Source organism: Acidocella sp. C78 (assembly GCF_907164655.1).
Window position 1 is genome coordinate 1 of record NZ_CAJQZK010000113.1, and the last position, 12,757, is coordinate 12,757.

Sequence of the window (12,757 nt, forward strand, 5' to 3'; positions counted from 1 at the left end):
GCTCGGCCGCGGCATCGAGCCGGTCGGCGCCAACACTGCGGGCCAGGCGAAGGATGCCGATGCAGGCGCGGAACCCCTGCTCCGGATGAGGCCGGCGTTCGAGGATCAGGGTGCAGAGTGTCGCGACCGAGGGACCAAGCCGTGCGGCTTCCTGATGGATCCGTGCGATGGTCCAGTCGCCATAACGCCGGTGGCTCGAGGGCATGTGCTCGGCGATCGTCGTGTGTTTGCCGTTACCCGGCCTGCGTGCGTGCACGGCGATCCGTTCGCCACGGAGAAAGATCTCGACCGTGCGCACGGTGAACCGGGCCTCGACCTCGGCGCGGGCGTGCCGGTAGGGGACGGAGTAAAAATGCTTCTCGATCTCGACGTGATAATCGATGCCGACCCGCCGGCGCGCCATTGCGCCAGCACATAGGGTTCGGCCGGCAGTTCCTTCAGCGCGGGACGATCGAGTGTTTCCAGCAGATGCCGTCTTGTCGCCCCAGGCGACGGACGACCGCTCCTCGTTCAGCCAGCGGCAGAATTCAGCGATCGCGGCATTCAGTTCGGCGAGGCCGTAAAATGCCCGGTTGCGCAGCTTGCCCAGCAGCCACCGCTCCGCCAGCAAAACCGCCACCTCGACCTTCGCCTTGTCACGCGGCCGCGGCCGCGCCGGGAGAATGGCCGTGCCGTAATGGCGCGCCATATCGGTGTAGGTCCGGTTGACCTGTGGATCGTAGAGGCAGGCGCGGATGATCGCGACCCTGGCGTTGTCGGGCACCAGCAGCGCCGGCACGCCGCCAATTGCTGCCAGAGTGCGATTATGCGCCTCGATCCAGTCCGGCAGGGTCTGGGTCCAGGTCGCCTCAGCATAGGTGAAGCTCGATGCGCCGCGAGAACGGCGACGAAGATCTGGGCCGCACGCGTCTCGCCGGTGAGCCGGTCGATCACCACCGGCACCGTGTCGCCGGCATAATCGACGAACAGCTTCTCGCCCGATGCGTGGGTCTGGCGCATCGTCACCGGTAGCCGGGCTTCCCAGCTCCGGTAGAGCTCGCAGAACCGGCTGTAGCGATACCCATCCGGGTGCTCGGCAATATACTCGTCCCACAGGATCGACAGCGTCACGTGCTTGCGCTGCAACTCGCGGCGGATACGCCCCCAGTCCGGCTCATCCACACGTCGATGCCCCGGCCGCTTGCCCACCGCGCCGTCGAACAAGCGCCTCCAATGCCGCTTCGGACAGCGCCAGAGCCCCTGGCCCATCGAGCCCGGCCGCCTCCAGTCGCCGCAGCGTCAAGCGCACCGTCGATGCCGCAACCCCGACCCGGATCCCCACCTGGCGGGTCGAAAGCCCCGCCATCCTCAATCTGACAATCTCGCGCACATCGCGCATCGCAATCCGCTCCACTGGCATTCATCCGCTCCCTCGATCAGCCAAAGGGAGGGAACCTGAACCAGCCAGCAGAGACCTCAAGCCAACCCGGCCAACCCCGCCCGCCTGGGCGAATAAAAGTCGGAACAGGTGGGCGAATTAATCTCGGAATAGGTGGGCGAATAATTCCCGGAATCCCGGGCGAGTTAATCTCGGAATCCCGGGCGAATTGAGCCCGGAATCAGCACGGGATGAGGACAAGCTTCGGATTGTGGCGGAGGCTGAGGCGCCGGGTGCGGTGTTTGCGCTGGTTGCGCGGCGGCACGCGATTTCGAGAGGGCAATTGTGGAAGTGGCGCGGTCAGGTTCGGCGTGGTGAGTTGGTGCCGGTGCCGATGGTACCGGAATTCATTCCGGTGCGGGTAATGGCGAGTGCGGCACTGTCGATGCGCGGGCGGCAGGCAAGTCAGCTTCGGTGAACGACGCGAGCGTTGATCCGATGTCGCAGAGGCGAGCCACGCGATGCGATGCGAGCCGGATCGAGATCGTGCTGCCGGACGGGACGTGTGTTCGGGTTGATGATGGAGTTGGGGTTGCCGCCTTGCGTCGGGTGCTGACGGCGGTGCGGCGGTGATCCCGGTCTCGGCCGGTGTGCGGGTCTGGCTGGCGTCGGGGCATACGGATATGCGCCGCGGGATGAAGGGGCTCGCGTTGCAAGTGCAAGAAGGTCTGGGACGGGAGCCGTTCTGCGGGGATGTTTTTTTCTTTCGCGGACGCGGCGGGTCGCTGGTCAAGGCGATCTGGCACGACGGCGTGGGGATGTCGCTGTATTCGAAACGCCTTGATCGAGGGCGGTTTATCTGGCCGCAGACTGCGGACGGCGTTGTGTCCCTCACCGCTGGTCAGATCGGTTATCTTCTGGAGGGGATCGACTGGCGAAATCCACAACAAACCTGGCGGCCGCAAGCGGCCGGGTAGGCGCGAAGATTCTGGGGAAAATCCTGGTCCAGAGCGGATTTCTGTAGCGAAACCCTGGAAATTCGTGATTCTATACGGGGCATGGATCTCGATCCTTCGACCCTGCCGAATGATATCGCTGCGCTGAAGGCGATCATTCTGGGCGACCGTGCTCGGCGGTCCGATACCGCAGCGTATATCGCGCATCTGAAGCTGCAGATCGAGAAGCTCAAGCGTGCGCTCTACGGCCCCAAGGCGGAACGCACGGCGCGGCTGCTTGATCAGATGGAACTGGAACTCGAAGATCTCGAGACCACCGCGACCGAGGACGAACTCCGCGCCGAGCAGGTGGCCGCGAAGGCCAAAACCACGACTGTCGCCGGCTTCACTCGCAACCGCCCATCACGCCAACCCTTCCCCGAACACCTGCCACGCGAGCGGGTTGTGCTGCCAGGTCCGACCCAGTGCGCCTGCTGCGGTGGATCGCGGCTCGCCAAGCTCGGGGAGACGGTGACCGAGACACTGGAATCCATCCCCCGCCAATACAAGGTGATCCAGCATGTGCGGGAGAAATTCACCTGCCGCGATTGTGAGAAGATCAGCCAGGAACCAGCACCCTTCCACACCATTCCACGCGCTTTTGCCGGTCCCGGCCTGCTCGCGATGATCGCCTACGATAAATTCGGCCAGCATCAGCCGCTGAACCGTCAATCTGAACGGTTCGCACTGGAAGGCATCCACCTCAGCGTCTCGACCCTGGCCGATCTGATTGGTGCTACCTGCGTGGCGCTGGAGCCGGTTGTTGATTTCCGCTGAGATCTGACCCGGGAAGGCCGGATTTTTCCACTGAGATTTGACCCATGTTTGACTGTTTCCCCGTCTGGAAGAGGCGGGGGCGAACGGAGTGTTGGACATGGCGTTTTTGAGCATTATCCGCCGGTGGCATAAGCGTGAGCATGTGCCGATCCGAGAGATTTCCCGGCGCACAGGCGTGTCGCGGAACACGATCCGCAAATATCTTCGGTCTGATGTGATTGAGCCGAAGTTTCAGGTTCCGGACCGGCCGAGCAAGCTTGATCCTTATGCCGAGAAGCTTTTGGCGTGGCTGCGCCGTGAAGCTGGCCGGCCGCGCAAGCAGCGGCGGACGGTCAAGCAGCTATACGGTGATCTCGTCAGCCTGGGCTATGACGGTTCCTACAATCGTGTGGCGGCCTTTGCCCGGGCTTGGAAGGGGGAGTGCCAACGGCTGCAGCAGACCGCCGGCCGGGGAACCTTCGTGCCCTTGGCCTTTGCGCCTGGCGAGGCGTTCCAGTTTGACTGGAGCGAAGATTTTGCGATCATCGGTGGCGTCCGCGTCAAGTTGCAGGTGGCGCACACCAAACTGTCGCATAGCCGGGCGTTCATTGTTCGGGCCTATCTGCTGCAGACACATGAGATGTTGTTCGACGCGCATAACCACGCCTTCCAAGCTCTCGGCGGCGTACCGCGGCGCGGGATTTACGACAACATGCGCACCGCCGTTGACAAGGTCGGCCGTGGCAAGGAGCGCAGCGTCAACGCCCGCTTCCTGGCGATGACCAGCCATTATCTCTTCGAGGCCGAGTTCTGTAATCGGGCCGCCGGTTGGGAGAAGGGGCAGGTTGAGAAGAACGTCCAGGATGCACGCCACCGCCTGTGGCAGTCCATGCCTCCGTTCGAAAGCTTGGACGCCCTGAACGACTGGCTGGAGCGGCGCTGCCGGGAGCTGTGGGAGCAGACCGCGCATGGCAACGAGCCGGGAACCATTGCCGATGTCTGGGCCAGCGAGGTTGAGAGCCTCATGCCTGTGGGCCGTCCGTTCGATGGGTTCGTGGAACACACCAAGCGGGTCTCCTCGACCTGCCTGATCCACTTGGAGCGTAACCGCTACAGCGTGCCGGCCTCTTTTGCCAACCGGCCGGTCAGCCTGCGGGTCTATCCCGACAGGCTGGTGGTGGCGGCGGAGGGGCAAATCATCTGCGAGCATCCGCGCATCATCGACCGGACGCACAACGGCCCAGGGCGCACTGTGTATGACTGGCGGCATTATCTGGCGGTGATCCAGCGCAAGCCGGGCGCCTTGCGCAACGGTGCGCCGTTCCTGGAATTGCCCGATGCCTTCAAGCGGCTGCAGCAACATCTCCTGCGCCGTCCTGGCGGTGACCGGGAGATGGTGGAGATCCTGGCCCTGGTGCTGCACCATGACGAGCAGGCGGTGTTGGTGGCGGTGGAACTGGCGCTGGAGGACGGCGTGCCGTCCAAGACGCATATCATCAACCGGCTCCACCGGCTGATCGACGGCAAACAGGCTCCGCTTCCGGTCATCACCGCGCCACAGGCACTGACATTGGCCAATGAACCCAAGGCTGACGTCGAGCGCTACGATAGCTTGCGCCAATCTGAGGAGGCCCGCCATGCGTCATGATCCCGCCACCGGCGCGCTCGTCATCATGCTGCGCAGCCTCAAAATGCACGGCATGGCACAGGCCGTCGATGAACTGGCCCAGCAGGGTGCCCCGGCCTTCGAAGCCGCCATCCCGGTACTCTCCCAGTTGCTCAAGGCCGAGACCGCTGAGCGCGAGGTCCGCTCCATGGCCTATCAGTTCAAGGCCGCCCGCTTCCCGGCCTATCGCGACCTGGCCGGCTTCGACTTCGCCAGCAGCGAGGTCAATGAGGCCCTGGTCCGCCAGTTGCATCGTTGCGACTTCATCGAACCCGCCGACAATGTCGTGCTCGTCGGCGGCCCGGGCACGGGCAAAACCCACATCGCCACCGCGCTCGGCGTGCAGGCCGTCGAGCATCACAAAAAGCGCGTCCGCTTCTTCTCCACCGTCGAGCTGGTCAATGCTCTGGAGCAGGAAAAAGCTCAGGGAAAGGCTGGGCAAATCGCCGGCCGTCTGATCCATGCCGACCTCGTCATCCTCGATGAGCTTGGCTATCTGCCCTTCAGCGCCTCAGGCGGAGCTTTGCTGTTCCATCTGCTCAGCAAGCTCTACGAGCGCACCAGCGTCGTCATCACCACCAACCTGAGCTTCAGCGAATGGTCCGCCGTCTTCGGCGACGCCAAGATGACCACCGCGCTCCTCGATCGCCTCACCCACCACTGCCATATCCTCGAGACCGGAAATGACAGCTTCAGGTTCAAAAATAGCTCCGTGCAGAAATCCCAAAAACGAAAGGAGAAAAATCCAGCCTTGACCCCATCATGAAACTCAAATCATAAACTATGGGCGGGTCAAATCTCGATGGAATTCCCGGGTCAGATCTCAGCGGAAATCAACAGCCGGTGTTCAAGCACATCGAGACGATGGTGTTCGCGGGTGCGCGCCTGCATGGCGACGACACCACCGTGCCGGTGATGGCACGAGGGCAGACCGATACGGCGCGCGTGTGGGTTTATGTGCGTGATGATCGGCCGTTCGGCGGATCGGGTTCCCCCAGCGCGGTGTTCTACTATTCACGTGACCGCGCCGGCGTTCATCCGCAAACCCATCTCGCCGGATACCGCGGCATATTCCAGGCCGATGCCTATGGCGGCTACAACAAGCTCTACGAGTTGAACCGATCTCCTGGACCGATCATCGAGGCGGCGTGCTGGTCGCACGCCCGACGAAAATTCTTCGAGCTGGCCGATATCGCGCGGAACGCGAAGCGCAAGGCCCAGGGTAAGACCCCCGCCTTCGTGGCGCCGATGGCCTTGGCCGCGGTGCAGCGCATCGACGCGCTGTTCGAGATCGAGCGGGAGATCAACGGTCAGTCACCCGCTGAACGCCTGGCGGTGCGCCAGCAACTCGGCGCCCCGCTCGTCGCTGAACTCGAGATCTGGATGCGCGCCGAGCGCGCCAAACTCTCACGCCACAACGATGTGGCGAAGGCGATCGACTATATGCTGAACCGTTGGTCATCATTTACCCGGTTCCTGACCGACGGGCGGATTTGTCTCAGCAATAACGCGGCCGAACGTGCCCTACGCACCCTTGCTCTGGGCAGAAAATCCTGGCTATTCGCCGGCTCCGATCGCGGTGGTCAAAGGGCCGCCATGTTGTACAGCCTGATCACGACGGCAAAGATGAACAACGTCGACCCACAGGCATGGCTCGCCGACATCCTCGCGCGCATCGCCAGTCATCCAGTCGCCAGCATCGAGAAATTGATGCCATGGAACTGGACACCGCAATCCTGGGCCCTGGCCGCCTGATCGTGCAGACCAATAAAATCCACCACGTCTTCACGATTGACCGTGTCGCCAGGGACCTCGGCGAGGATGAGGAGTGGCTCGCGGACATCGCCAATGAGATGGAACCCGAAGACGGCCTGATCTGGGTTTACAACCTCAGCGACGGCGGCGTCATAGCCTTCACCGACTTTGGTATCGAAAATCTGCGCGAGCTCATCCTGATCCACCGAGATAGAGCCAAATAGACTCGTCCGCGGCTCTGACCGGATGGGTACTGATCGCGTCGCTCGGCACGCGTGATCCGGGTGCCGCCAAAATTCGCGCTGCAAGATTGTTTTTTGTGGTTGCAGGATTCCTGAAGACAATGAGTCTCAGGATGAGAGACCGCGAGCACATTGATGGCAATGAGGACTACACCGCAGCATGTCAACGGCGGATCAAAACCAGGCCGGCGTGGCGGCGTAAAAACCAGCCACTGGATTGTGACGTGACGGATATGAGAACGGCCCCTGCAGGGGCCGTTCTCATATCCGCAGCCTGAACCGCCCCGGGTTTACCGGAGGCCATTTGGGTTAAGCTAAGCGGCGATCTTCATCTGGTCGAGTGTGGCGAAATATCGTTGTTCGGCTTCGGCGGGCGGGATGTTGCCGATCGGCTCGAGAAGGCGCCTGTGGTTAAACCAGTCGACCCATTCGAGCGTTGCGAACTCGACGGCTTCCAACGATTTCCACGGCCCGCGACGACGGATGACCTCGGTCTTGTAAAGGCCGTTGATGCTCTCGGCGAGAGCGTTGTCGTAGCTATCGCCGACACTGCCGACGGACGGTTCGATGCCGGCCTCCATCAGGCGCTCGGTGTATTTGATCGAGACATACTGGCTGCCCCGATGGCTATGATGGACGAGACCGCCGCTACGTACCGGGCGTCTGTCGTGAAGAGCCTGTTCCAGGGCATCGAGGACGAAACCGGCATGCGCGGTGCGGCTTACCCGCCAGCCAACGATACGCCGGGCGAATGTATCGATGACAAACGCCACATACACAAAGCCCTGCCAGGTCGCGACATAAGTGAAGTCGGAGACCCAGAGCATATTCGGCGCCGGCGCCTGGAACTGGCGGTTGACGCGGTCCTGTGGGCAGGGTGTCGCCCTGTCGCTGATCGTCGTCCTGACCGGCTTGCCGCGGATCACGCCCTGCAGGCCGATGATCCGCATCAACCGCTCCACCGTGCAGCGGGCAACAGCGCATCCTTCCCGCTGCAACTGCCGCCAGACCTTGCGAGCACCGTAGACCTCGAAATTCTCCGCGAACACGCGCCGGATATCCGCCTCGAGCGCCTCATCCCGCCGGGCCCGTTCTGACCGCCTCTCGGGGTTGGCCCGCTTCGCGACATGCTCGTAGTAGGTCGATGGGGCGATCGGCAGGACCCTGCAGATCGGCTCGACCCCATAAGCCCCGCGGTGATCATCGATGAACGAGATCATGGTTTGAACCGGCGGTCGAGCTCCGCCTGGGCAAAATATGCCGACGCCTTGCGCAGGATCTCATTCGCCTGGCGAAGCTCGCGGTTCTCGCGTTCCAGTGCCTTCAGCTTCGCCGACACTTCCGACGGAACACCAGGCGAGCGGCCGCTGTCGCGATCCACCTTCTGCACCCATTCACGCAGCGTATGCGGTGAGCAGCCAAACTTCGCGGCTATCGACACCATCGCCGCCCACCGCGAGGGATGTTCGCCCTCGTGCTCCAGCACCATCCGCACCGCCCGCTCGCGGACTTCAGGAGAAAACTTGTTCGTCGTCGGACTCGTCATGGCTCCATCCTATTTGGGAGTTGGAGCCTCCGGTAAACCCAGGGCGGTTCACATCAGCGCGACGGGGCCAAGCCCCATCTCGCGCGCCCGGCCGCGGATCATGAACCGGAACGACCAGGATTTCGCACCCGAAGGGGCGATCTGGAGGTAGAGATTGTTGCCATCGCCATGCAGGCCGGGGGTGGTCAGCCTGGCGACCTTGAGCGGCGACAGCTTGTTGACGACTCGGGCCATGGCCGAATCTTACCCACAAAGTTACCCACGTGGAAACTATGGATTCGGGCAAATTGGGGTGGATGAGCGTGGACGGAAATCTGGTTTAATGCACTGATATCAAAGACTTTAGGGGATGGTGCCGGACAGTGCTGGATGCAGGGGTGGCGGGCCACGCCCGATAGCGATGATAACTACGTTTACGCCATAGCCCTATGAACTTCACCTGCTATGGAGCCCTCTCAGAGCCCAAGCGCTGCAACAATCTGTCCCTTCACCGTCGCCGCATCAAAGCCGCCGACCTCGGATGTCGTCAGTAGTCCGACCGGAACCTCGCCCTCTCCGATCGGCAGAACGCCAGCTTGACGATACCACTCCTCCTTCGCCTTCCAGCGACGAACATAATCAGGTCGATCGAGCATGCCGAGGTGTTCGATCAGTAGGCGGCGACCAGTCTCACCGTCGTCGATTGTGAAATCGGGATAGCGCACGGAGCCGTCGGGGGCAGTGAACGGCTGCTCATATCCGTAGGACAGTTTCAAGCCATCGAGCAGGTTGGCGATGATCACTTCCGATTTGGACCGCACAAGTTCGCCACGCGTGGTGCGATGAATCAAACCCTCTTCCAGGAAAGTGCCACCGTGCGCCACCAACTTGGGCTCTGTGAACAGGTTCGTAAGCCGCCGAGCTGTCTCGGAGCGCTCCGCATCCGACAGCTTCATTAAGTCTCGCAAATCGCCTTGGTGTAATAGAACGACCTCGCGCTGTTGTCGGGTCAGCGCGGTATAGAGCAGTTCGCGCGAAAGCGGCCGGCAGGGATTCGGTATGACTACGAACGTGGTTCCGAATTCGCTGCCCTGCGCCTTGTGGATTGTCAGCGCATAAGCGAGTTCCAGGCGCTCATTGCCGTCCTCACCGAAGTCCGATCCACCGAAACCGAACTTGAAGCCGAGCTGGGTTGCGAACTCAACCTCTAGCTTCCAGGGCAGTTTCTTCGGCTTCCAATTCCTCCCCTTATATTGGCCAACGACGAGTCCGATTTCGCCGTTCGCTAGATATGCCTTATCCATCGCTGGAAAGACGTCGAAGCGGCGACCATTTGACAGATTGATGACCTTATCGCCGTAAAGGATAGCCTGACTTCCCATCGGCTTGGTTATCTTGCGATACCAATGAGGCTCGGCTTCAGCCCAACTTCGAACCGAGGTACGGAAGAGCCGCTTGATCCAGCGATTCAACCCATCAACGCCCGTCTCCCCGGCGCGAATAGGTGCAAGGATTTGCCAAGCCTCGACACCCGCCCCACCCCCATGTCGTAGCCCCTCTCCATCTTCGCGAGACGGATTGAAATATGCCCGCCCATTCCACTCTGAGCCGCCCAGGCTGACCTCAAACGCGGTTTCATCGCTGGACGATGCGTCCACAGCGGCCCGTACATAAGCCGTGAGCTCGGCCAGCAGTTTGGCTTGTAGTTCGGCGTCACTTTCCCACGCTATTGCTCGTACACCGCGCGCAGAGCCCGCCATCAAACGGTCCCATACTTCGTCAGCGCCCGCGTCGGGCGCCTCGCCACTGAACCAGCGTGAAAGCAGCACATCGTCTCGCGTAGCTTTTGGATCGCCTGAACCTTCAGCCTGACGGCGGACGATGGTGAGTTCAGCCAGGCCACGAACAGGCTTGGTGTCTTGCTCCCGGAGAAGCCGGATCACATCCACGAACGGGCGCCCCGCGCCGATGGGCGGAAGCTGGCGGGGGTCGCCGACAAGGATAAGTCGCTGGACGCTTGACGGGTCAATCGCATCGAGGGTCGCCGCTAGTTGATCCTCGGTGAGCATAGAGGCTTCGTCGATTACAACCGTGGCGAAACCGTTCTCTCGGCTCGGTGCGTTCGTAACAAGGTATGCCCCTGTCTGGGTATCATAGCGGTCCAAACCGAGCAGAAACTGGGCAAGCGTGAACGCCTTTACGTCGCCGGCTTTTTTCTGCATCTGCACCCGTGCTTTGCCCGTGGGAGCCAGAAGCAGCACGCCACCCTTGCGAACCTGGTCAAGCGACAGAAGCGCGAGCAGGAGCGTGGTCTTACCTGTGCCGGCGGGACCGATCAGTACCGAAGCGCGGGCGCGGTATAGCTCTTCGAGTGCTGACGCCTTTTCAGCGCGTGCCGCCTCTTCTGACACGTCCCCGTTCTTGGACCCGCCGCCCAAGGCTGTGTCGATGAGCTCGCGCCAGTCGTACTCGCCGGCGTGCCGAGCCCCGCCCAGGCGGCGTCGGATGCGAGCGCTGATTAACGCGCGCGTAGCTGTGTACCGATCAAGCTGCCAAGCCGAGAGTCCATCTGCGGTTTCGACACTTTCCAAATGGGGCACGAAACTTTCTTTGAATGCGGCGATCCAATCCCCGCTGATGGCGCAAGGCGGCGATACCTCGGCACTGCGCACACGCTCCACTAACCAGTCCTGCGGAAGAAGCGTGTGGCCCTCACCAGCAGAATTTTCGAGAGCCTGAATCATGAGCGCCCGGCCTCTGCGCGGGTCGATGGCTTCCGCGCATGCGGACGGATCGGGGATAGGAATGGCGGCGAGAACCTGCGGATCGGGGAACAGACCCCGGTCAATGACGGGCAGCGGAATGCTGTCCAGGCGACCTCGGTCTGCCTCAAAACAGAGGTAGGGGTTGGCGAGGATTGCGGCGTCGTTGAGGTCTATTCCGGCCTTCGCGCGCTCCTCTTGTACCCACCATCGCTGCGCCTGATCGGCGGAGAGCTCGAAACGAGCGAGGAGCTTTAGGAGTGCGCGACGATCCGGCTGCAAGCTGTCCCATAACTTCGCTGCGACAGGGCCGACCGAATTGGCAAGGTCTGGGGGTAGTTGCTTTGGGTCGTGAAGTATAGACTCAACGACTGGCCATGGGTCGCGAATATCCTTTCCGCCGTCAGCGTGCAACAGCCCGCCGACTGAGTGTGCGAGCAGCGTGCCGTTCGGGAGGCCCATGGCACTCAACGTCGACCCGAGGCCCGGATATGCTCCACGCAACCGCCAGAGTCGGTTCAGCTCTGCGTCGATCCACCGCCGCGCAGCGGTCCAATCGCCGGGGAGCAGCGTCTCATAGCGCCCGACAACGGTGGCCGCGGAAAGCAGTGCAGATACGGCTTGGTCGTGACTTACGTGCTCCGTGCCCATCGAAAAGGCGTCAAAACTTTCCTCTGGAGCGTGCAACACGAACGGTTTGAGATCGAAGTCGATATCGCTTTCAGCCAGCGCCAACAACTCGCGATACGGCAATAAGAAACCATCGCCGATCTCGGACTTAATTGAGTGGTTGACGTTGCGCTCCCACACCATCGAGCGCAGGGCGTTCTTGGCCGCGTTCTCGTAGGCATATTCTGTGGCGCCGCCGACTCCAACCACCCGCCCGATCCCGACGATGACGCGGCGTGGGTCCTCGGCAAGGGGAGTCTTCTTGGCATAGAAAAATACGAGCGAAACTTGCGGTTCGATCGCGCTGAAGAAGGTGTCCAGCATGACAAGCTGATTGCGCCGTTCCTGAACCCAGATGCTCTCGAAGCCGAGCTCCGGTTCCAACTCGGGGCGGAAGCCGAGCGCCAGGCGGTTGGCTATGTCAGGTATGCCGTCATCGCCCTTCATCATCCACGCGAACGGAACACCCGACGCCGATCGGGGCGCGTGAACATATGTCGTCCGGCGGAAATGCGTGTAAAGCGCGTGATGCTCGTAGGGGTGTGGAAAGCGGCGTTCATATGAGAATTCCGCCATGAAGGCGCCGCGTTCGGCAGCGCAGGCGGGGAGTCGGCCACCCTCAACTTCAAACAATTCTCCGGGGACAGATGACTCCCATGCGTCATCTCGAGTGTCGCCGATACGCGGCAGCGCGATACAATGAGTGTTGCCGAGGGGGTTCGCGCAGATACGACCAGACCATCCCGAATCGTGCCACGGCACGCGAATCGAGACGTGTTGTGTTGGTAACTTGCGCGCGCCCTGCATCATGACCAGCCCCCTTGGCTTCGCTCTCTGTCGTCAATCGTAATCTTATAGCCCGTTTCTATCGCTGATCTATGCCACTGGTATATCCCGGCGACGCGGGCGCCTAGGACCGTTTCTGGCGGCTAAAGCCTTGTCGCAGAATCAAATATGAAAACTACCCTTGCATATATGCTAATTATCTTCTACATAGACTCCAACGCGCTGGGGTGGCCTGGCGGTCGGC

9 protein-coding genes, 3 pseudogenes and 1 other annotated feature are annotated in these 12,757 nt (G+C 61.7%); of the genes and pseudogenes, 8 read left to right on the plus strand and 4 right to left on the minus strand.

Annotated elements, in window-relative coordinates; translation table 11 throughout:
- A pseudogene (gene istA / locus ACIDOCELLA78_RS93770) lies at positions 1–1,378 on the minus strand (IS21 family transposase); the annotation flags it as partial.
- A 208-nt stretch (positions 1,379–1,586) separates the two neighbouring features.
- On the opposite strand from istA (ACIDOCELLA78_RS93770), the gene ACIDOCELLA78_RS93775 reads away from it, so the two are divergent.
- The 8 genes and pseudogenes from ACIDOCELLA78_RS93775 to ACIDOCELLA78_RS93810 all read left to right on the plus strand — a co-directional run bounded on the left by ACIDOCELLA78_RS93775 (position 1,587) and on the right by ACIDOCELLA78_RS93810 (position 6,753).
- Positions 1,587–1,835, plus strand: coding sequence for a transposase (locus ACIDOCELLA78_RS93775; RefSeq protein ID WP_214006287.1), 249 nt, complete (start codon positions 1,587–1,589; stop codon positions 1,833–1,835).
- Complete coding sequence (locus ACIDOCELLA78_RS93780; RefSeq protein ID WP_201729471.1) at positions 1,832–1,990, plus strand: hypothetical protein; 159 nt, start codon at positions 1,832–1,834, stop codon at positions 1,988–1,990. The genes ACIDOCELLA78_RS93775 and ACIDOCELLA78_RS93780 overlap by 4 nt, the downstream gene beginning before the upstream one ends.
- Complete coding sequence (gene tnpB / locus ACIDOCELLA78_RS93785; protein ID WP_201727519.1) at positions 1,987–2,334, plus strand: IS66 family insertion sequence element accessory protein TnpB; 348 nt, start codon at positions 1,987–1,989, stop codon at positions 2,332–2,334. Before ACIDOCELLA78_RS93780 ends, tnpB begins: the two co-directional genes overlap by 4 nt.
- Positions 2,335–2,415: 81 nt before the next feature.
- A pseudogene (locus ACIDOCELLA78_RS93790) lies at positions 2,416–3,120 on the plus strand (IS66 family transposase zinc-finger binding domain-containing protein); the annotation flags it as partial.
- Positions 3,121–3,226: 106 nt separating this feature from the next.
- A complete protein-coding gene (istA, locus tag ACIDOCELLA78_RS93795; protein WP_201727493.1) occupies positions 3,227–4,756 on the plus strand; it encodes an IS21 family transposase in 1,530 nt (509 codons plus the stop codon).
- On the plus strand, positions 4,746–5,540 hold the full coding sequence (istB, locus tag ACIDOCELLA78_RS93800; protein WP_013641220.1) for an IS21-like element helper ATPase IstB: 795 nt from the start codon (positions 4,746–4,748) through the stop codon (positions 5,538–5,540). Before istA (ACIDOCELLA78_RS93795) ends, istB begins: the two co-directional genes overlap by 11 nt.
- Positions 5,541–5,611: 71 nt before the next feature.
- Positions 5,612–6,529, plus strand: a pseudogene (gene tnpC / locus ACIDOCELLA78_RS93805) (IS66 family transposase); the annotation flags it as partial.
- Positions 6,490–6,753, plus strand: a complete 264-nt coding sequence (locus tag ACIDOCELLA78_RS93810) for a hypothetical protein (protein WP_249674923.1) — start codon at positions 6,490–6,492, stop codon at positions 6,751–6,753. The pseudogene tnpC and the gene ACIDOCELLA78_RS93810, both read left to right, overlap by 40 nt.
- Before the next feature lie 332 nt (positions 6,754–7,085).
- Here the strand turns inward: ACIDOCELLA78_RS93810 and ACIDOCELLA78_RS93815 are convergent.
- The 3 genes from ACIDOCELLA78_RS93815 to ACIDOCELLA78_RS93825 form a co-directional block, all read right to left on the minus strand.
- Positions 7,086–8,317 (minus strand): IS3 family transposase gene (locus tag ACIDOCELLA78_RS93815; RefSeq protein ID WP_201729472.1). Its coding sequence is split into 2 segments (ribosomal slippage): positions 7,086–8,026 and positions 8,026–8,317, totalling 1,233 coding nucleotides; the frame shifts between segments, so codons are not numbered across the junction.
- Positions 7,917–8,033 (minus strand) — a sequence feature (AL1L pseudoknot). It overlaps the preceding gene by 117 nt.
- A 48-nt stretch (positions 8,318–8,365) precedes the next feature.
- Entirely contained in the window at positions 8,366–8,551 is a 186-nt protein-coding gene (locus tag ACIDOCELLA78_RS93820) for an Arm DNA-binding domain-containing protein (protein ID WP_249676447.1), read from the minus strand.
- A gap of 221 nt (positions 8,552–8,772) precedes the next feature.
- Positions 8,773–12,537 carry an AAA family ATPase gene (locus ACIDOCELLA78_RS93825; protein WP_201729473.1) on the minus strand — a complete coding sequence of 1,255 codons (3,765 nt, stop codon included), beginning with the start codon at positions 12,535–12,537 and terminating at the stop codon, positions 8,773–8,775.
- Positions 12,538–12,757: the final 220 nt, after the last annotated feature.

Coding starts and splice junctions, on each gene's coding strand:
- istA (WP_201727493.1), top strand. CDS start 3,227: ATGGCGTTTTTGAGCATTATCCGCCGGTGGCATAAGCGTGAGCATGTG.
- istB (WP_013641220.1), top strand. CDS start 4,746: ATGCGTCATGATCCCGCCACCGGCGCGCTCGTCATCATGCTGCGCAGC.
- ACIDOCELLA78_RS93810 (WP_249674923.1), top strand. CDS start 6,490: ATGGAACTGGACACCGCAATCCTGGGCCCTGGCCGCCTGATCGTGCAG.
- ACIDOCELLA78_RS93820 (WP_249676447.1), bottom strand. CDS start 8,551: ATGGCCCGAGTCGTCAACAAGCTGTCGCCGCTCAAGGTCGCCAGGCTG.
- ACIDOCELLA78_RS93825 (WP_201729473.1), bottom strand. CDS start 12,537: ATGATGCAGGGCGCGCGCAAGTTACCAACACAACACGTCTCGATTCGC.